General features: G+C 43.8%; 17 protein-coding genes. 13 read left to right on the plus strand and 4 right to left on the minus strand.

All coding sequences use genetic code 11. The features are described 5' to 3' along the window. Nucleotides 1–48 precede the first annotated feature (48 nt). The 13 genes from H8S64_RS12470 (at nt 49) to H8S64_RS12530 (ending at nt 15553) form a co-directional block, all read left to right on the plus strand. Nucleotides 49–453: a lipocalin family protein gene (locus tag H8S64_RS12470; RefSeq protein WP_099293599.1), complete on the plus strand. Its 405-nt coding sequence runs from the start codon at nt 49–51 to the stop codon at nt 451–453. An 87-nt stretch (nt 454–540) separates the two neighbouring features. After that, entirely contained in the window at nt 541–3108 is a 2568-nt protein-coding gene (locus H8S64_RS22790) for an alpha/beta hydrolase family protein (RefSeq protein WP_186976337.1), read from the plus strand. A gap of 151 nt (nt 3109–3259) precedes the next feature. Beyond that, on the plus strand, nt 3260–4231 hold the full coding sequence (locus H8S64_RS12480) for a Gfo/Idh/MocA family oxidoreductase (RefSeq protein WP_099293597.1): 972 nt from the start codon (nt 3260–3262) through the stop codon (nt 4229–4231). 145 nt (nt 4232–4376) lie between these two features. After that, entirely contained in the window at nt 4377–4775 is a 399-nt protein-coding gene (locus tag H8S64_RS12485) for a WbuC family cupin fold metalloprotein (RefSeq protein WP_099293596.1), read from the plus strand. Nucleotides 4776–4825: 50 nt separating this feature from the next. Next, a complete protein-coding gene (locus H8S64_RS12490) occupies nt 4826–6115 on the plus strand; it encodes a nucleotide sugar dehydrogenase (protein WP_186976646.1) in 1290 nt (429 codons plus the stop codon). Between the two features lie 34 nt (nt 6116–6149). Continuing rightward, the gene (gene rfbA / locus H8S64_RS12495; RefSeq protein WP_186976338.1) at nt 6150–7022 is read left to right on the plus strand and encodes a glucose-1-phosphate thymidylyltransferase RfbA; all 873 of its coding nucleotides are present in this window, start codon (nt 6150–6152) and stop codon (nt 7020–7022) included. Nucleotides 7023–7078: 56 nt separating this feature from the next. After that, complete coding sequence (rfbB, locus tag H8S64_RS12500; RefSeq protein WP_186976339.1) at nt 7079–8131, plus strand: dTDP-glucose 4,6-dehydratase; 1053 nt, start codon at nt 7079–7081, stop codon at nt 8129–8131. 72 nt (nt 8132–8203) lie between these two features. Continuing rightward, on the plus strand, nt 8204–8749 hold the full coding sequence (gene rfbC / locus H8S64_RS12505) for a dTDP-4-dehydrorhamnose 3,5-epimerase (RefSeq protein WP_099293591.1): 546 nt from the start codon (nt 8204–8206) through the stop codon (nt 8747–8749). Nucleotides 8750–8760: 11 nt separating this feature from the next. Next, entirely contained in the window at nt 8761–10761 is a 2001-nt protein-coding gene (locus tag H8S64_RS12510; protein ID WP_255469524.1) for a polysaccharide biosynthesis protein, read from the plus strand. An 86-nt stretch (nt 10762–10847) separates the two neighbouring features. Continuing rightward, a complete protein-coding gene (gene rfbD / locus H8S64_RS12515; protein WP_186976340.1) occupies nt 10848–11702 on the plus strand; it encodes a dTDP-4-dehydrorhamnose reductase in 855 nt (284 codons plus the stop codon). Nucleotides 11703–11740: 38 nt separating this feature from the next. Further along, nucleotides 11741–13351: an ABC-F family ATP-binding cassette domain-containing protein gene (locus tag H8S64_RS12520; RefSeq protein WP_099293587.1), complete on the plus strand. Its 1611-nt coding sequence runs from the start codon at nt 11741–11743 to the stop codon at nt 13349–13351. A gap of 101 nt (nt 13352–13452) precedes the next feature. Next, entirely contained in the window at nt 13453–14385 is a 933-nt protein-coding gene (locus H8S64_RS12525) for a UDP-glucuronic acid decarboxylase family protein (protein WP_186976341.1), read from the plus strand. 37 nt (nt 14386–14422) lie between these two features. Further along, nucleotides 14423–15553 (plus strand): LruC domain-containing protein, encoded by a 1131-nt coding sequence (locus H8S64_RS12530; RefSeq protein ID WP_186976342.1) that lies wholly within the window; start codon nt 14423–14425, stop codon nt 15551–15553. A gap of 33 nt (nt 15554–15586) precedes the next feature. On the opposite strand, the gene H8S64_RS12535 is transcribed toward H8S64_RS12530, so the two are convergent. From H8S64_RS12535 to H8S64_RS12550, 4 genes are all read right to left on the minus strand, one after another. Next, nucleotides 15587–16774 carry a glycosyltransferase family 2 protein gene (locus H8S64_RS12535; RefSeq protein WP_186976343.1) on the minus strand — a complete coding sequence of 396 codons (1188 nt, stop codon included), beginning with the start codon at nt 16772–16774 and terminating at the stop codon, nt 15587–15589. Between the two features lie 5 nt (nt 16775–16779). Further along, nucleotides 16780–17856, minus strand: a complete 1077-nt coding sequence (locus tag H8S64_RS12540; RefSeq protein WP_186976344.1) for an endonuclease/exonuclease/phosphatase family protein — start codon at nt 17854–17856, stop codon at nt 16780–16782. Between the two features lie 7 nt (nt 17857–17863). After that, complete coding sequence (locus H8S64_RS12545) at nt 17864–20071, minus strand: LruC domain-containing protein (RefSeq protein ID WP_186976345.1); 2208 nt, start codon at nt 20069–20071, stop codon at nt 17864–17866. Between the two features lie 81 nt (nt 20072–20152). After that, on the minus strand, nt 20153–21244 hold the full coding sequence (locus tag H8S64_RS12550; protein WP_222621180.1) for an endonuclease/exonuclease/phosphatase family protein: 1092 nt from the start codon (nt 21242–21244) through the stop codon (nt 20153–20155). Between the last annotated feature and the right edge of the window lie 210 nt (nt 21245–21454).

Below are 21454 nucleotides of genomic sequence, written 5' to 3' on the forward strand. Positions count from 1 at the left end.
TCGTGTAATTAAGATGTGTATTAAAAGTAAAATCTTAAATTTAGAAACATGAAGAATTTAATCTACATCGGTCTGACACTCCTGTTTGTCGCGTGTGCCACAGACCCCCAGAAGGAAATGGAAAAGAAATTGCTTGGAGAGTGGTGTAATCCTTACACCTACCAGTCCACGGGAGAATTGAAGGGATTCCGTTTCAAGAAAGGTGGTATTTGTGAAAGTATCAATATCCCTAGTCTGGATCTGAAAACTTGGGAGATTCAGGAGGGGTATCTAATCATTAAGGGGGAAAGTATCGAGGATGACGGAACGAGAGAAGAGTACTTGACGAAAGAGAAAATTACACAGTTGAGCTCAGACAGCCTCTCTTTGCTCGTGAGTGCCGGACCACCGCGTATCGCATTCCTGTATTTGAACACCAAAATTATCAAAGAACGAGTAACCCCTCAAAAGTAAAAGACTATGTGCCGTTTATCATATATCGTTATTCTCTGTTTTATTCATGTGTTTTTAGTTTCCTTTTCCTGTTTAGCGCAGAAAAAGGTGTTAGATGAAGAGGCTTACCGGAAGTGGCGGAGGGTTGACAGCTACAAGTTGTCGCCCGACGGGAAGTGGGTAATGTACCGGTACATGTATTTCGATAATGATGCGGCAAACAAGGTTGCCCGAAATATTTATTATTTCTATGATGTAAAAACCGGGAGAACGAGCACTTTGGAGTGTCCGGATTCTCCCGAGTTTTTTGCCGGGGGCGAGTGGATTGTTTACGGTAAGAAGGAAGGTGACGATGTGATTCGTGTGGCGCGTTGTTTGCGGAACAAGAAGGAGGTCTGTCTGCGAGAGGGTGTGGAACTCAATTCCGTTATCCCCTTGGCCGCGTATCAAACGAATGATACGCTGGTTGTGAAAAATATACAGACGAATGATAGTCTGGTTTTGACGGGTGTCGGCACTTATTGCCTTTACGATAAGGATTGGAAGATTGTCTACCTGAAGCGGGAAGCCGATAGCCATACGATTTATTTCGGTTCACGGAATAAGGCGGGCAAGTACGAATGCCTGTATCGGGATACCACGAAACGGTTGGAGCATTTTTATTTCAACGAGTGGGGAAAAGACGGCGGATTTTATTTTGCCGGGGATGAAGGTGAGAAAGGATATTATACTTTTTCATTGAAAGACAAACGGGTGACGGAACTTCTGGATGCGGACCGGATAGAAGTAATGGACGTGAATATGCGGTCTGTGCGACAATTGGGAAAATCGAAACGTTCTATATTCGAGAAACACAAAACTCCGAAAGCTGCAAAGCCCAAGGGGGAGAAAGACGAGAGTTTTACCCTTGAACTTTGGAGTTGGAACGATCCGGTGATTCCCTCGCAACAAGCGATAAGCGGGTATCGTCCAGCCGTGCCCACTCCCGAACGGTTTATATCGGATGCGGAGGGCGGCGGGTGTATACAACTTTGTGAGGCAGGTCACCCGGAATTGTATATGCCTGATACGGATGCTCCTGTTTATGCTTACGAGAAGGATGAAAAGCCTTATCTGAACAAGCGGGACTGGCTGCATGACACTCGTTTTGATTTGTATCTGGTGAATCTGGTTACCGCGGAGCACCAATTGGTGGCGGAATCTTTGACTCGCCGGATTTACTGGAGTCCCAAGGGGGATTATTTACTCTATTACGATAACGGCAAGCGTTCATGGGTAGTACTGGAACCGGGTACGTTAAACCGCAGGGTGCTAACCGATGAAATTCCTTACCCGTTACACGACGAATTGTACGATCGCCCGAATCCTGCACCGCCTTACGGTATAGCGGGATGGAGTAAGGACGGGAGGCGGCTTCTTGTTTATGATCGTTTTGATATTTGGGTGGTAGACTTGACCGGAGAAAAAACGTATTGCTGGACACACGAGGAAGGGCGTAAACGTAACACGATATTCCGTTTGTTTAATATCGATTGGGATATTATTCAAGTGGATATGGAGCGAGAGAATCGTGTCATGTCTACGGATTGGACAACAAAGAATACGGGTGTTTGGGCGTTGTCCCCGTCCGGGAAACTTGCACCTAAGATTGAAGGCGCTTTTATGTTGACGATTACACAACAGTCTGCCGACGGGAATACGTTGTTGTGCACGAAACAGAATTACTATGAAGACCGGGATTTGTGGATTACCGATCCCTCGTTTCGGAAGATGCGGAAGGTCACGGATGTCAACCCGCAACGGGGCGATTATAAATGGGGAACGGTGCAGCAGGTGGAGTGGACGAATTATGACGGGAAAGCCAATCAAGGATTACTCTATCTACCGGATGATTACGACAAGAACAAGAGTTACCCGACGATAGTGACATTCTATGAAACCCATACTCCCGAGATGCACCTTCATCCCGTGCCCGGGTTGAGTCACGCTATGATTGACGTCCCCACGTATGTCAGCAAGGGATATATTGTATTTCAGCCGGATGTTTATTTCGAGATAGGCAACCCGGGGAAAAGTTCTTACAATGCGGTTGTGAGCGGAACAAAAGCTTTGATTGACAGAGGAATCATTGATCCGAAACGGGTAGGTTTGCAGGGACATAGTTGGTCGGGGTTCCAGACCGCGTATCTGGTGACGAGAACCGATATGTTCACCTGCGTGAATATCGGGGCAGCTTTGATCAACCTGACCTCTGTCTATACCGGGATCCGGGAAGAAAGCGGTGTCCCTTGTATGTTGATGTACGAGGATTGGCAATGTCGCATGGGGACTACCTTGTGGGAAAATCTGGAGGGTTATATCGAGAATTCCCCCTTGTTGTTTGCCGATCGGATTCATACCCCGGCGTTGATTTTCCATTGTGATAAGGACGGGGCTGTTTCCTATTATGATGGTAGAAATCTTTTTCTTGCCTTGCGGCGTCTGCAACGTCCGGCATGGATGTTGAATTATGTCGGGGAAGGTCACTTCTTGAATGCACGCCCGGCACAAAAGGACTGGACGATACGGATGGAACAATTTTTCAATCACTATCTCAAGAATGAACCTATGCCCCGGTGGATGAAAGAGGGTATTAATATCCACGAGCGGGGATACGACCAGAAGTATGATTTTTAATCATTAAATAGTAGGGTTAAAGAATCCATGCAGAGTGCATGGATTTTTTTTGTTTCAAATTCTTTGGTTTCGTTTGAAGAAACTTATTAAAGTTATAACTTTGAAAGTCCCAATTTTACATGAGGTGGACGGTATAAAATAAAAGTAGATTATGAAGAATTTTGCAATTTTCGGTGTAGCAGGATATATAGCCCCAAGACACCTGCGTGCGATCAAAGACACGGGGAATAATTTGGTGGCAGCGTACGATAAGTTTGATAGTGTCGGGATCATGGACAGTTATTTCCCGAACTGTTCTTTTTTCACGGAGATGGAGTTGTTTGACAGGCATTGTTCCAAGTTGAAGAAAACGACCGATCGGGTGGACATGGTTTCTATCTGTACACCGAATTATTTGCACGATGCGCATATCCGTTACGGTTTGCGGTTGGGGGCGGACGTGATTTGCGAGAAACCGCTGGTGTTGAACCCGTGGAATATAGATGCACTGGAAGACGTGGAGCGGGAAACGGGACACAAGGGGTACACGATTTTGCAGTTGCGTTTGCATGATTCAATCAAGGCGTTGAAAAAGAAAATTGACGAGGGACCGAAAGATAAAGTATATGACGTGGACTTGACATATATTACTTCCCGGGGGAACTGGTATTACACGAGTTGGAAAGGCGACGAACGCAAGAGCGGAGGGGTGGCCACGAATATCGGGGTGCATTTTTATGATATGTTATCATGGATATTCGGTCCGGTGAAAGAGAATATCGTGCACGTGATGAGTCACGACCGGGTAGCAGGTTTTTTGGGACTGGAAAAAGCACGGGTACGTTATTTCTTGAGTATCAACGCCGATAATCTGCCGGAGAATGCCGTGCAGGGAGAGAAACGGACATTCCGCTCGATACAAATCGAGGGGGAAGAATTCGAGTTTAGTCAAGGATTCACGGAGTTGCACACGGAGAGTTTCCGTCAGATTCTGGCGGGTAACGGATTTCGCATCGAGGAAGCCCGGAATTGTATCGGTATCGTGCATGATATCCGGCACGCTACCCCGATCGGCTTGAAAGGTGATTATCACCCGTTGGCAAAGTTGCCTTTGGCGAAACATCCGTTCGGGTGGAACCGATAATTGATTTTAGATTTTAAATTTTAGATTGAATGATTACTGGTTTTAATGATATATAATGTGGTGAGGAACGGTAAAATTCATGTGGTTGAAATGAACTTGTAACCTGTGAACCTGTAACTTGTAACTCGCCGAAGGCGAATAAAATATGCAGATAATAGATAACGAATTATTGGATGAAGTATCCCGGCAGGCGAGGGAAAGCGAGCGTTTGCGGATGAATTATAATTTTCATGATTCATTGGATGCGAAAGCGCAACGTTTGCTGAATGCACTGGAACCGGGAACGGAATTGCCTGTTCATCGTCATTGTATGACGGCGGAAACTTATATTGTGCTCCGCGGAAGGATTCGCGTGTATTTTTATGATGATGACAAGCGGGTGACGGAAGAAGTGGAACTTGCTCCGTCGGAGGGAAATTATGGTATTCATATTCCTGCCGGGCAATGGCACACGCTGGAAGTTATGGAGAAGGACACCGTGATATTCGAGGTGAAAGACGGGCCTTACACTCCTATCGAACCGAAAGACCGATTGGAAATTTAGAATGATCGAGATAATTCTAAATTCTAAATTTTAAATTCTAAATTATGGTTATGTTTGACAAGTTGATAAATAAGGAGGCGAAGTTGGCGTTGGTCGGGTTGGGATACGTGGGATTGCCGATAGCGTTGGAGTTCGCGAAGCAGATTGCTGTGATAGGTTTTGATATAAACGAGGTGCGTTTGGCAAAAATGCGGGAACATATAGATCCGAGTGATGAATTAGGCGCGGAAGCATTCGAGAACACGGATATCGAGTTTACTTCTTCGGTAGACGTGTTGCGGGAAGCATCGTTTTATATCGTGGCTGTGCCCACCCCGATAGATCGTTTTAACCAACCGGATTTAACTCCTTTGTTGTCAGCATCCCGCACCGTGGGAAAAGCGTTAAAGAGAGGCGATTACGTGGTATACGAATCCACGGTTTACCCCGGTTGCACGGAGGAGGACTGTGTTCCGATTCTGGAAGAGGTTTCCGGGTTACGGGCAGGGGTGGATTTCAAGATCGGTTATTCCCCGGAACGGATTAACCCCGGTGATAAGGTACACACGTTGACGAATACAGTGAAAATAGTGTCCGGCGGTGATGCGGAAACATTGGAAACCGTGGCGAAAGTGTACGAGTTGGTGGTGAAAGCAGGGGTGCATCGTGCCCCGTGTATTAAAGTTGCCGAGGCGGGTAAGATTATCGAGAATACCCAGCGGGACGTCAATATTGCCTTGATGAACGAATTGTCTATTATTTGCAGTCGTATCGGAATCAACACGTATGATGTACTGGAAGCTGCCGGGACAAAATGGAATTTCTTGAAGTTCTATCCCGGCTTGGTCGGGGGACATTGCATAGGTGTCGATCCTTATTATTTGGTACACAAGGCAAAAGAATTGAAATATCACCCGCAAATGATTAATGCCGGGCGGTTCGTGAACGATACAATGGGCGGGTATATTGCCAAAAAGATCGTGAAGCGAATGATCGCCATGGGCAAGAATATACTGGGAGCGAGGGTGCTGGTGATGGGTATCACGTTTAAAGAGAACGTGGCGGATATCCGTAATTCAAAAGTGGTGGATATCGTGAACGAGTTGAAAGATTTCGGGGTTGACGTGGATGTTACAGACCCGCATGCCGATCTGGAAGAAGTTCTTCGGGAATACGGTTTTTCATTGATTGAACAGCCGAGAGCGAACTATGACGCGATAATTGTTGCCGTTTCTCACAAAGAATATATAGATTTGGACGAAGCGTATTTCCGGGGATTGACTTATGAACATGCCGTGCTCGGGGATGTGAAAGGTATCTACCGGGGAAAAATTCATCAGATGAAATACTGGAGCCTATAAATAAAATGATAACTTCGCGTCATAAATAGAAGATATGAAAGGAATTGTATTAGCCGGTGGATCCGGGACCAGGTTATATCCAATTACCAAAGGCGTATCGAAGCAGTTGTTGCCGATATACGACAAACCGATGGTTTACTATCCGATTTCAGTATTGATGCTGGCGGGAATTAGGGATATTTTAATTATTTCAACGCCTCAAGATTTACCGGGGTTCGAGCGTCTGTTGGGTGACGGCTCCGATTACGGGGTACATTTCACGTATGCGGAACAACCGAGTCCGGACGGGTTGGCACAGGCGTTTATTATCGGCGAGGAGTTTGTCGGTGATGATTCCGTGTGTCTGGTGTTGGGAGATAACATCTTTTACGGCCAACATTTCACGGGAATGCTGTTGGATGCGGTAAAACATGCCAAGGAAGAAAACAAAGCTACCGTATTCGGTTATTGGGTGAATGATCCCGAACGGTACGGCGTGGCAGAATTTGATAAGGACGGGAACGTTTTGAGTATCGAGGAAAAACCAAAACAACCGAAGTCCAATTATGCCGTGGTCGGTTTATATTTTTACCCGAACGAGGTCGTGAAAGTGGCGAAGACAATAAAACCGTCCGCTCGCGGTGAATTGGAAATCACTACCGTGAATCAGGCTTTTCTGGAGAAAGGTGATTTGAAGGTACAGTTGTTGGGACGCGGGTTCGCGTGGTTGGATACGGGTACTCATGATTCATTGGCGGAAGCGTCTACTTTCGTGGAGGTGATTGAAAAACGCCAAGGTTTGAAAATTGCCTGTCTGGAAGAAATTGCTTATCGTAAAGGATGGATTGAAGCAGAACAGTTAAAGGGATTAGCCCAACCCATGATTAAAAATCAATACGGACAGTATTTGTTGAAATTACTGGAGTAATTTCAACAAGTTGCAGGTTGCGTGTGTCGTATTATTAAAGATAAATTATATAGCTGATGAAGAATATTTTAATTACTGGTGGAGCCGGGTTTATTGGTTCCCATTTGGTAAGGTTAATGGTAAATAAATATCCGGACTACCGTATTATCAATTTGGATAAGTTGACTTACGCGGGAAATCTCGCTAACTTGAAGGATGTGGAAAATATGCCGAATTACGAGTTCGTGAAAGCGGATATTTGTGACTTCGAACGGATGCGTGAGATTTTCTCTGAATATCATATTGACGGGGTTATACATTTGGCGGCAGAAAGCCACGTGGATCGCTCGATACGGGACCCGTTCTCTTTCGCGCAGACAAACGTGATGGGAACACTGAGTTTGTTGCAAGTTGCTAAATTGGCTTGGGACGGTAATTTTGATGATAAGTTGTTCTATCACGTTTCAACGGATGAAGTATACGGTTCTTTGCAACCGGATGGAGGCTTCTTCTTGGAAACGACAAAGTATGATCCTCATTCCCCGTATTCGGCATCAAAGGCTTCTTCCGATCATTTCGTCCGGGCTTATCATGATACCTACGGGTTGCCCGTGAAGATTTCGAACTGTTCGAATAATTACGGAACTTATCAGTTCCCGGAAAAGTTGATTCCGCTGTTTATTAACAATATCCGTCACAATAAGCCGCTTCCGGTATACGGAACGGGTGAGAACGTGCGGGATTGGCTGTTCGTGGAAGATCATGCCCGTGCCATAGATTTAATCTTCCATCAAGGAAAAATCGGGGACACGTATAATATCGGTGGTTTTAACGAGTGGAAAAATATAGACTTGATCAAGGTAATGATCAAAGTGACCGACCGTCTTCTGGGACGTCCGGAAGGTGCTTCCGAAAAATTAATCACTTACGTGACCGATCGTGCGGGACATGATTTGCGTTACGCTATCGACTCCACGAAACTGCACGAAGAATTGGGATGGGAACCCTCTTTGCAGTTCGAGGAAGGTATCGAGAAGACCGTGAAATGGTACTTGGAAAACCAAGATTGGTTGGATAATGTAACTAGTGGAGAGTACATGAATTATTACAAGGAAATGTACCATGTATAATTACTAAATTGAGATTGGAAATGTATGTTACATTTTCAATTTTCAATTTTCAATTTTCAATTTTCAATTGTAATGAAGGTAATAAAAACGGAAATCGAGGGGGCGGTTATTATTGAACCGCGGGTATTTGGAGATGAACGCGGTTATTTTTTCGAGAGTTATTCCGCTCGATGGTTCAACGAGAACGTGAGCGAAATCAATTTCGTGCAAGATAACGAGTCCAAATCCAAATACGGGGTATTGAGAGGATTGCATTATCAATTACCGCCTTACACGCAGGCAAAGCTGGTGAGGGTAGTGAAAGGCAAGGTATTGGATGTGGCTGTCGATATGCGGAAGGATTCACCTACACTTGGCAAACACGCGGTCGTGGAGTTGAGCGAGGAGAACAAACGGATGTTTTTCATCCCGAAGGGATTCGCGCATGGTTTCGTGGTATTGAGTGATGAGGTGATATTTCAATATAAATGTGACGAATTTTATGCCCCGGGACATGAGGCGGCTGTACGTTTCGATGATCCCGAACTGGGAATAGATTGGAAGATTCCGGCTGAAGATTTAATTTTGTCTGAAAAAGATAAGAAGCATCCGAATTTTCGGGAAGCGATATTGTTGTAAAAGAGGATAGAATGAAGAATTTTTTATTTGGACAGAACGGATTGGCTGCCAAGATCGTGCACACACGTTATCTTAGCCGTTGGATCGTGATGGGGTGTGATGTGCTGATATCCACCGGGGTGACGGTCTTTGCCTATTGGTTCGTCCGTTTCGTGAGAGAAGAGCCGGTAAGCTGGTCTGTTGTCGGGTGGCTGGCTATTTTTGCGGCGATAATCAGCGCGTTATCTTTTGCCGTATTACATTCGCATCGCATGGTGATGCGTTTTACAACTTTACGGGAAACATGGCGATTAGGAATAGCCATGTTATTGAAAGTCGTGATTTTGTATCCTTTGGTACACGTGATATACCCGGAGATTTCCGGTTGGCGTCTGATACTGGGAGGAATCTTGGATATGATGACAACGACGGTGGCTCTGGTATCTGTTCGCGTATTGCTCGTGACTATGTATGATTTCTTGAAAGTACGGGTAAACGGGGGACAGAAACGGGTGTTGATTTATGGTATGGATGATTGCAGTGCTTCATTGAGTAATGCCGTGTCCAATAGTTTTTTACCCTCTTACAAGGTGGCGGGGTACCTCACGATAGGGAAACGTTATAAACATTACCGTTTATCGGGAGAAAACGTTTATTTCGTCACGGGGGAAGAAGCTTTCAGCCGTTTGGTGAAGCGATTGAGAATAGAAGGGATCGTGTTTCCTAATTATCGGACAGCACAGGAAGAACAGAAACGGTTGGTGAATTATTGCCAGAAGTTGGGAATGGAAATGTTGGTATTGCCATCCGTGGAAGAAGTGAATGACGGGCAATTACCTCGTCCCCAGATGAAAGAAATCCGTCTGGAAGAATTGTTGGGGCGTGACGAGATCAAGATTAGTATGAAAGAGATCGGCGAGGGACTCGACGGGAAAGTGGTTATGGTGACAGGTGCCGCGGGTTCAATCGGAAGCGAATTGTGCCGTCAGTTGACTCGTTTCAATATAAAGCAATTGATATTTTTTGATTCTGCCGAAACGCCGATGCATAACATCCAACTGGAATTCACGGATAAATTCCCTAACACTCGTTTTGTGCCGGTGATAGGCGACGTGAGATCTAAGGAACGGGTGGATTTCGTGTTCCGGAATTATCGTCCTCAGGTTGTGTTCCACGCGGCAGCGTATAAGCACGTACCCTTGATGGAGTTGAATCCCTGTGAGGCTGTACGGGTAAACGTGTACGGTACGATGAACGTGGCGGATCATGCCGTTCGTTACGGGGTAGAACAGTTTGTCATGGTATCGACGGATAAGGCGGTGAACCCCACGAACGTGATGGGGGCTTCCAAGCGTTTGGCGGAAATTTACGTGCAAAGCCTTAGTGTCGCTATCCGGGATGGAGAACACGAGGGAATCACACGTTTTATCACGACACGGTTCGGGAACGTGTTAGGTTCTAACGGATCGGTAATCCCGAGATTCAGGGAACAGATTCGTAATGGAGGTCCCGTGACGGTGACGCACCCCGATATCATCCGTTATTTTATGACGATACCGGAGGCCTGCCGACTCGTGATGGAAGCGGGTATCATGGGAAAAGGCGGAGAGATTTATATATTTGAAATGGGACGTCCGGTTAAGATAGCTGATATGGCACGGAAGATGATCGAATTGTCGGGTTTTAATCCGGATAAAGATATCTCTATCATATACACGGGATTAAGACCGGGGGAAAAGCTATACGAGGAGTTGTTGAGCAATAAGGAGAATACTTTGCCCACGGCGCACGATAAAATTCGGGTAGCCAAGGTGAGAGAGTATAATTACAAGGAAGTTGCCAAAGAGTTGGATGTATTGAATGAATTGGCAGCATTGGTGAATATCCCGGAGATGGTAAAGATGATGAAAGACATCGTCCCGGAGTTTGTCAGTAAAAATTCCGAGTTCGAGAAGTTTGATAAGCCCCTCCTTACGCGGGAGGGGAAACAGGTCGCAATACATAACAATGAAGCGTTCTCTCCCCCTGTGTAAGGGGGAGTCGGAGGGGGTAGTTGAGTCCTCGCCTGTGCGGTTGGAATCTAAAATCTAAAATTTAAAATCTAAAATCAGAAAGGTTTATGGCTAATATATTAGTTACAGGAGCGAACGGACAACTCGGAACCGAGTTAAGAAATAGAAGTTTTTCGTTATTGGACGACGTGTTTTACACGGACGTGGAGGAATTGGATATCACGAGCGCGAAAGCGGTATCGTCGTTTATTGAAACACATGAAATAGACACGATTATCAATTGTGCGGCTTATACCGCCGTGGATCAGGCAGAAGATGACGAGGAGCGTGCAGCCAAGATTAACCGTGATGCCGTGGCCAACTTGGCAAATGCAGCATTGCAACATGATTGTATATTGCTTCATATTTCGACGGATTACGTGTTTGACGGCACGGCAGACCAACCTTACACCGAGAAGAGTGCCACGAATCCGCAAACCGTGTACGGTCGGACAAAATTGGAAGGGGAAGAAGCTATAAAGAAATCGGGTTGTATGTATATTATCATCCGTACGGCATGGTTATATTCTGCTTACGGTCATAATTTCGTGAAGACAATAGCCCGTTTGGCGAACGAGCGGGACGAGATAAACGTGGTGAATGATCAGTGGGGCACGCCGACGTATGCCGGCGATCTGGCAGAAGCGATCATTAAAATCATGGAAAACGAGGATTTGCCCGAATGGGAAGGAATATATCATTTCACGAACGAGGGGGTCTGTACTTGGTATGATTTCGCGAAAGAGATCGTGGCTCTCGCGGGAGCGGATTGTAAAGTCAATCCGGTAACGACCGCCGAGTATCCCGTTAAGGCGAAACGCCCTGCTTACTCTGTTTTGGATAAAAAGAAAATTAAAGATACGTTTGAACTGGAAATCCGGGATTGGAGAGATGCATTAAAAACTTGCATGGCAACTTTTTAACGCGTACCTTCGCGGGCGTTTTTTAGAAAAAGGAAAAAATGATTACAGTTTCGGATTTAGAGATTCAATTTGGGAAAAGGACGTTGTTTCGGGATGTGAATTTAAAGTTTACCCCGGGCAATTGTTATGGTGTGATAGGTGCTAACGGTGCCGGAAAATCTACTTTTTTAAGGATATTGAGCGGAGAATTGGACCCGACAAGAGGTACGGTCATGTTTGGTCCCGGGGAACGGTTGTCCGTGTTGAAACAGGATCACTTCGCGTTTGACGAGTGTACCGTGTTGGATACCGTGTTGCAGGGACATTCCTCTTTATGGAAAGTCATGCAGGAAAAGAATGCCATTTACATGAAAGAGGATTTCTCTGATGAGGATGGTATCCGTGCAGCCGAGTTGGAAGAACAATTTGCCGGGATGGACGGTTGGAATGCCGAGAGTGATGCCGCTAACTTGTTGAGTGGGTTGGGGATCAAAGAGAATCTGCATTATTCATTGATGAAAGATATAAGCGGTAAGCAAAAAGTGCGGGTGTTGTTGGCACAAGCGCTGTTTGGCAAACCGGATAATTTGTTACTGGACGAGCCCACGAATGATTTGGACTTGGAAACAGTGATGTGGTTGGAGAATTATTTGGCGAATTACGAGAATACCGTTTTAGTCGTGTCGCATGACCGCCACTTCTTGGATGCCGTTTGTACCCATTCCGTGGATATTGATTTCGGTAAGATACAGTTGTTCGCGGGTAATTATAGTTTCTGGTACGAGTCAAGCCAATTAGCGTTGCGTCAGGCTCAAGCCAAGAACAAAAAAGCCGAGGAGAAGAAAAAAGAATTACAGGAATTTATTTCTCGTTTCAGCGCTAACGTGGCGAAGTCCAAACAGACGACCAGTCGCAAAAAGATGTTGGAAAAGTTGAATGTCGAGGAGATCATGCCTTCTACGCGTAAATACCCGGGTATTATTTTTACCCCGGAACGGGAGGTGGGCGACCGTATTCTGGATGTCCGGAATTTGAGTAAGACCGTGGATGGACAAACTTTGTTCAAAGATGTCGAATTTACCGTGGAGAAGGGGGATAAGATTGCTTTCCTGTCCCGTGATCCGAGAGCGATGACGGCATTGTTGGAAATACTCACGGGCAATGATAAACCGGATACGGGTAGTTTCACGTGGGGTGTAACCATCACGAATGCTTATTTGCCTTTGGATAATTCGGCGTATTTCCAGACGGATATGACCTTGGTGGATTGGTTGGGGCAATATTCTGCCGACACGAGCGAAACTTTCTTGAGAGGTTTCCTTGGGAAGATGCTGTTCTCCGGTGAAGATATATACAAACGTGTAAAAGTATTGTCCGGGGGAGAGAAAATGCGTTGTATGATTGCCAAGATGATGTTGACTAACGCGAATGTACTGGTGCTGGACTCTCCGGCGAACCACTTGGATTTGGAGTCCATACAAGCATTTAACAACACATTGGTTGCGTTCAAAGGGGTAGTCTTGATGAATTCGCATGACCACGAGATCATACAAACCGTGTGTAACCGGATTATTGAACTGACTCCCGCGGGTATGATTGACAAGCGAATGGATTTCGACGATTATATCACCAACGAGAAGATCAAAGAGCAATTGAATCAAATGTATTGATTTTATAAATTAGGTTACTATTTGAATATTCGAAAATCGTACTATATTGTATGGTTTTCGAATATTTTTCATATATTTGTACTCAATATAGTTGAGGATATATGAAGTGTGTATTAGTGACCGGTGGTGCCGGTTTTTTAGGATCGCATCTGTGTGACCGATTGATTCAATCGGGTAGTCATGTGGTATGTTTGGACAATTTCTTCACGGGAACGAGGGAGAATATTAGTCATTTGATGGAACTTCCGAATTTTGAATTGGCAGAGAGGGATGTTATCTGGCCTTATATAAAGAACGTGGATGAAATCTATAATCTGGCTTGTCCAGCATCTCCGATTCATTATCAATATGATCCGGTAAAGACGATTAATACTTCCGTGTTGGGAATGGTGAATATGCTGGAATTGGCGAAAGGAGCGGGAGCCAAATTGCTCCAAGCTTCAACCAGTGAAGTATATGGCGATCCTGTCATTCATCCGCAGCAAGAGAGTTATTGGGGGAACGTGAATCCCATAGGAAAGCGTTCTTGTTATGATGAGGGAAAACGATGTGCCGAAACATTGTGCATGGATTATCACCGTCAATCGGAAGTTGTTGTAAAGATTGTTCGTATTTTTAATACTTATGGTCCCAGAATGTCAGAGAATGACGGGCGTGTGGTGTCGAATTTCATCGTAAATGCTTTATCCGGGAAAGACATTGAAATATACGGTGACGGTACTCAAACACGGAGTTTCCAGTACGTGGATGACCTGATTGAAGGAATGATACGGATGATGGCAACGGAAGACGAGTTTACCGGACCTGTAAATATAGGGAATCCGGGAGAGTTCACGATGTTGGAATTGGCTCATCTGGTACTGGAGTTAACGGGTTCGAAATCTAAAATCGTGTACAAAATACTTCCGGAGGATGATCCGAGAAAGAGAAAGCCGGATATCACTCTGGCAAAAACAAAATTAAACTGGGAACCTACGATACCTTTGAAAGAAGGATTATTGAAAACCATCGATTATTTTGAATCGGTGATGTAGTATTTGGTGTTTTTTATTTTTTGATAAAAAGGTAATTATGAGAAATTTATTATGCTGTTTAGTTTTAGGGGTGTTATTCACAGCATGCCACAAAGACGGTCCTTATAAAGGTGGGGATAAGGATTTGGTTGTTCCGTTAGATTTTAACTGGAAAACTTTAGAAAGACAAGATCTGAAACTGAATAAACCTTCGTCAGTTTATTTGGTAAAGAACGGTGAAGAGTTATTGATCGGGGATGGACTTGAAACGGGCGAATATACATTTACGACGGGGATTAAAGGTGGGGAATTGAAAGTGAAACCTTCAGCTATGGCGTACTCTATTGCAAGAGCGCCGGGTGATGAGGTTCCTAACGGGCACCGGATGATTTATTATCCGGGTGAGGGGTATTGGGCGAGTATGATGGTTGAAGATGTTTTTCCTTGGTTGGGAGATCTGGATATGAATGATGTCGTATTTAATTTTAGATTAGGATACGAGACTATCAGTGATAATAATAATGGGAAAGAAGTGAAATCACTGACTATATGGATCAAACCGGTAGCTATGGGTGGTGCTGCTTACAAGCAAGTAGGACTTGCTCTTAACTTTGTCAATAAATCCATGAAACATTTGGCTGTGAACAAAGTCAGCGGACAAGTATTCATGGAGAATGAAATGTTTACTCTAAACAAGAAAGGTAATGAAGAGGGGGAAGAATATATTGTCCCGTTGATCGGAAACTTGTATTCTTGTTTTGGGAAAGAAGGTGGTATTTTGAATACCGAACGCAATTTACTGCGATTTGATGCGGAGGAAGTAGTAATAAAAATCGAGTTTTCCCAGAAACCGAAATTAACCGAAATCCAATTGGAACCGGACAATGCGGGGAATATGATGGACTTGTTCGTTACTTTTGGTACAAGAGGCAAAGAAGTACACGTGAAAGGGCGTCCGGCAACGGCAAAGATGGATCCCGAATTGTTGCATCACAGTAATAATAGAAATTTTTCTTCTCCGGAAAATTGGGTATGGGCATTGATTCTCGATACTCCGTTGAAATATCCGCAGGAGAGTGAGGCGATTTATAAAGCTTATCCTGACTTTGAGAAATGGGTGAATGGCGAAGCAGGCTTTGAAACACAAGATGAGTGGAGTTTTAATTATAATTCGGATTTAGTTTATTAATAGTAATATCATTATTGATAGGACAGGGCGGATTTACGAATCTGCCCTGTTTGCTTTTTCCCAAGTTCCTTTCCCCTTATGCTTTTTCAAGTAGAAGAATCCTTTCAGTACATTCAAGTTCATGAAAGTGAAGTAGTACGGGATAAACAGTATCTTTACTTTGATTTGTTTTCTGGCAAGTGATGCCCCTGTCCAAGCTAACAGGTAGAAAATAACTTGAAGTACAAAAATAACACTATATAACGGGGTAAAATGTGTCGCGAGTACCAGAATCAGATTCACGGGTAATAGCAGGAAAAGGAGAATGGGAGTGATAGACCAGCGTAACACCCGGTGTGAGATATATTGAAAAGAGAGGAGCCCGTAACGGAAAGGATTAAGAAGAGGGCGTAGCCGTCGGATAGATTGAAGCCCTCCCGCGGCAATGCGTACCTTTCGTTTTTGTTCCTCTTCAATGTTAGCAGAACCGGATTCTATGGCGTATGCTTTGTCACAATAAGCTATTTTGTACCCCTGCATGGCAATGCGTAAAGAGAGAATAAAATCGTCGAGTAAAGTATCTTCCGCCATCGGGACGAATAATTCCGTCCGAATGGCAAATAACTCTCCGGCTGCACCTACCGCGGAATATAATCTTGAATCCCACGCTTTTAGTTTTGATTCATAACGCCAATAGAAGCCTTCGCCCCCGGAAGCCGCGTTGTCTTTGTCTTTTACTTCAATACGCTTCTCTCCGGCAACACAACCGACCTTTGTATCCGTGAAGCAGCGTACAATTTCCAGAATAGCGTCGGCATTGAGCATCGTATTGGCATCCGTGAAAACGGTGTAAGGCGTTTCTATATATTGCATTCCTCTGTTGAGTGCGGCAGTTTTGCCTTTACGTTCCGGGGAAAAAAACACAGTTATGTCGGGGTAGACACTCAACATACTGTTTGTCATGTCTGTCGAACCGTCCGTGATCCAAACCACGTTAAGTTTATCCTTCGGGTAATCGAGTTGCATACAATTATCCATCTTTGCCTTGACGATCTTTTCTTCATTATAGGCGGCGATAAAAAGCGTCACGTCGGGAAGATTCTCCGGAAGTGCCAATGGTTGTGCCGGATGTCGTTTTTCCTTGAATTTGACGAGTATATATAGCAGTATCCCGTACCCGATAAAAGTGTAGAACACGATGAAAATGGAAATCCAGAATAATATTTGAAGAAACTGTATCATGTCTGTTATTTTAGATAAAACTCACTGGTAACCGGATTGTGGTCACTCCACTCCTTTTCCGGGGAGTAGTAGTCTATACATTTCAATTCGTCGGAATAGAAGATGAAATCAATTCGCAACAGCCGATGCAAACCCCGGAACGTGTAAGCGTAACCGTTTCCGCTTGTCTTGAAACTGTCTTTTAGTTCTCCTTTGATATGGTGATAGGTGTATGATGACGGAGTATCGTTAAAGTCCCCGCACACGATGGTCGGGACACCTGTCGTGTCGATAACTTGTCGCACGATATCGGCTTGCGTGGCTCTGAGTTTGAAGTTTTTGAATAGTTCTTGCGTGATATCCAGTACTACTTTTTCTTTTTGTTGTATATCCGTGTTTTGGAATACCGGATCATCCAGTAGTTTGCGTTTCCCGCTGAAATTGGTCGTTTGCAAATGGCAACTAATCACTCTTATCGTTTGCTCGCCGACTTGAATATCAGTCCACATGGCATCATTTGTCGCGGAGTTTAAAGGTATTTTGCCGGATTGCAGGATAGGGTATTTGCTGAAAATACCTATTCCCAACGTGGTAGAACCGGGTAAATACGTCACGGCATGATACGGTAGATTCAATAGCCGGGATAAAGTTTCTGCGTTGATTTTCGTGTCTTCCCGGTATTCTAAGAAACAAGCAATGTCTACATGATCGTTTTTCAGAAATTCGGAGATATAGTGTTGTGTTTCGAACTTCTCCCACGATTTGAATTTACCCGCGTTATAACTGGCGAGGCGTATGGGTAATTTGCCGTTTGGGGTTTCCGGCGATGAAACCGTAACTTGGAAAATAGACGTGAGATAGCCGATATTAAGAAAGATAGCCGCGACAGGAACAATTGCCCACCACCTCTTGCTGATAATCCAATAGACGAGTATAACGAGGTTTATGATTAAAACGACAGGCATGGCTAAACCGATAAACGTGATCCATGTCGATTCGTTCGGGTTAGTTTGTCCCGCCATGTACGCGGCAATACTGATCCCCGCCGCCACAAAACTGACCGGAATCATCAAGAGGGAGAAAAAATATCTGAGTGCTGCCATTATATTGTTACTTCTTCCGGTATAAATTTTCTTCTATCGGATTATTATACCATTCTTTGTTGGAATTTCCCCCACTTTGTACCCAAGGTTTGAATTCCGGGTACGCCTCAAGTATACTGGTCCATTCATGCGAGTAGCGGAATATTCCGGGAACTCGGATCGTCCACATGTAGTCTTTCGTGACTTCTTGTAAGACTTTAGGGGCGTTACTGAGATCGGTGTGATTATAATGAGGTAAGTGTATTTCCGTTCTTGGTGTTTTTGTACCGATAATGGCGAAATAATTCATGTTGTCGATACGAATGGCAAGCTCCTCTACAGGAGAAGTGCATTCAATTTTCACGTCAAAGGAATTGAACGGGACATCATTTATCCATTGTGGTGATTTACTGATCGCGTTCAAGATAGTTGATGTGTTATCACATCCTAGTGTTCTGTGTGCGTTGTCAAACAACGGAACGACAGCATACGTTTGTTTGCTTTCCGTACCGTTGGAATTTATGTTGAAATTCCCTAGAGAAAGTTCTTTAGAATAAGTTACTTTTTGAATATTCTCATCTTTTAGTCCATCCAGTTGAATAGCTGCTCCAGATTGTCGTGTCGCCCCAACGGCTCTTAACGTACAATGCCAGATCATGTAACTTATTCTATCCTTTTCAACATAATTGTACGTGACTGAATCCATGCCGAGCACGATATCGTTCATGTCAAAATCCCCCGGGCTGGGATAAAGGTCTTCCGAAGCAAAAGTATAACTCTTCGTGAGTGTTACTTGTCGTGGAAATTCCGGTTCTTCCGGTTCCTCCGGTTGATAATCATTTCCTTGGCTACATTCACTTGCCGGGATGTCTATCAAAGAGCCTTTTTTTGAGTCCACGAGTTGTGCGGGTGGGATAAACTTGTAGAATTGGCTCTTGGATTCTATTTTTTCCCATTCCACGTAAAGCTGTCCGCTGAATGTCAGAAACTGCCAATATTCGTTACTCTTAATCTTACGGGTTTTGAATAGGGCAAAATCACTACCCGTTCTTCCGATACTGCTGGCTGCTCCTTTAAATTCAGCCTCGTCGGTTACTTCGAGTAGAGAATTACTCGCTAACGTGATTTTTGCCCCGTTGACGTTTAATTTTTCGCATTTCACTGCACACCCTGATGCGATGGTCAAGGAAGAACCGTAATTTAATTCCATTTCTTCAATCTCGGCATAACATTGATTAATAAATGTAGCGTTTCCGATTTCCAATTCTTCGATATATAACTTTCCTCCATCGGCATTGTTGATGGTGATAGCTGTCGTTGCTTCCAATTTATCTAGATGAAATTCACCGCTGTTTTTAATCAACGTGTTGGATTGATCCGTGTAGATATCTTCCATATAGACAAGTCCCTCGTTTAGGAAAATTCCGCTATTCAATCTGATGGAAATATCGTCATGATCTTTATCCCCGAATTGGCAACCTTTAGCTATGGCGAGATTAGAATTGCTGTATACTTGAATATCCCATTCTTCCCGGGAGAATATTTTACCGTTATTTATCACGTAGATATTCGTGTTTACTTCTAATTTTGTGGATTTCGCGGTGTTATTCCATATTCCCGTAACGTATAGGGAAATATTTTTTTCATTGTTAAAATTCAGTTCTCCCGTGTATTCTCCTCGGATAATATAATTACGTCCGGATTCGAGTCGGTTATTTTTTCCTGTGATTTCTATCACATCTGCGGGAATTTCCGGTATTTCAAACTCATCGGAATTTGCTAATAGAGATAGCGTGCGATTTTGTGCCACATTGTCGATAGCTCGCGAAAAGTTACAAATAACGCGATTGTTCTCGATAGGAACCTGCATGACACTACGGCGTCCCCCGGGAGTTGTTTGGCAAACGAAAAGATCGGCTTGGGCATCAGAGATAATAATGCTTTTTTTCAGTGGCTGTTTGCCCGAACACCAACCGCTTCCTAATAGATTGGCGGAGCTGTCCGCGATAGGATTTTTGTCAAAAAAATCAATCGTGTACAAGTAGGTACCTGCGTAATTATCCGAGGGTGTGATTTCTACTTGTATTGATGAAGAGCTAGTCCAATCAAAACCTTCCGGGATATTTTCTATAAAATAATCCCTTCCAAGAGCCTCCGAGTCAAATACATCTTTGTGGCACCCTGTGAAAATAACCATAGCTACCGCTAATACATATATAAATATCTTGTAATTCATCGCCGTCCTTTTATAATACATTTATTATAATGCAAATATACGCTATTTAGCATGGATTTTGAATGGATTGAAAGAATTTTATTATATACGATGCTTTTTTAATTCGATTTTCATGATAATCGGGTTATGGTCACTCCACGAGAGGCGGGGGGATTGATATTCCAACCCGATAAATGATTCGTCATAACCGATAAAATCTATCCGTAGCAATCCTTTGATGCCATTGAATGAATGTCCGTATCCTTTTCCTCTGTCCCGAAATCCGTCTGTTATATTTTTTCCGGCAATATGGTTGTAGGCAAAAGATACAGGAGTATCATTGAAGTCGCCGCATACAATAACGGGATAGCGGGTGGTGTCAATGATTTGTCTGACTTGTATGGATTGATTGGCTCGTATATTGAAATTTTCTTTTAGTTGCTCCACGATGGTTACCAACGTGCGTGCCTGACCTTTCCAATCTTTGACGCTTTTATATTTTTCATATTTTTTGCTGTTGGGACTGACATTTGTGGTTTGTAAGTGATTATTAAAAACACGGATTGTATCTCCTTTAATTAGAATATCCGCCCACATGCTATTGTTCTGTTTTGAATTGAAATCAATTTCCCCGTATCGAATGATAGGGTAGCGGCTATAAATCGTGATTCCGAAATTAGCCCATGCCTCTTGTCTGTTAAAAAATACACATCGGTAGGGTAGACCGAATCGTTTCTTTATCGCTATTGAGTCTTGTTGAGGTTCTTCGCAGTGTTCTTGAATACATAAGATATCGATCTGATTATCTTCAACTATTTTTTTTATATTGTATTTCACGTTACGTGCGATCCAGAAAAATCCTTCCACGTTATAACTGGCAATGGTTATTTCGTTGTCTTTTATATAGGGGATATCTTCTTTCCATGGAGATTGAAATATTCCCGTAAAATAATTGTAATTACATATGATTGTGATAAGTGGCAGGAGTACCCACCATTTTTTGCAAATAGCCCAAAAAATGAAAAGATATAAATTCGCGAAAATAATGCCGGGCATAAATAATCCTGCCAGCGCCGGAATCCACCAACTATTCGGGTTGGTATACGGCGCAAACACACCGGAAATTCCGATGAATGCCATACCGAGGGTTGCGGGTTTCATCAATAAGTAAAAGAAGAACCTTAATGCGGCCATTTTCTACAATTTGAAATAATCTGAGTTTGTCATACACGGTGCAAAGTTAGCAATATTGGCGTAAATTGGCTAATCTGTAGTTTAAAATTTATCGACATCGGTTTTCACTTCATTATATCAAGAACCTACTGAAATCCCACTGAAGATATACCCAGATAATACCGTAATCATACCCCTCTTTCGTTCTTCCTCCGTTTATCCTCTGGACAT

Origin of the sequence: Butyricimonas hominis, assembly GCF_014287455.1 — a bacterium.
GTDB lineage: Bacteria > Bacteroidota > Bacteroidia > Bacteroidales > Marinifilaceae > Butyricimonas > Butyricimonas muris.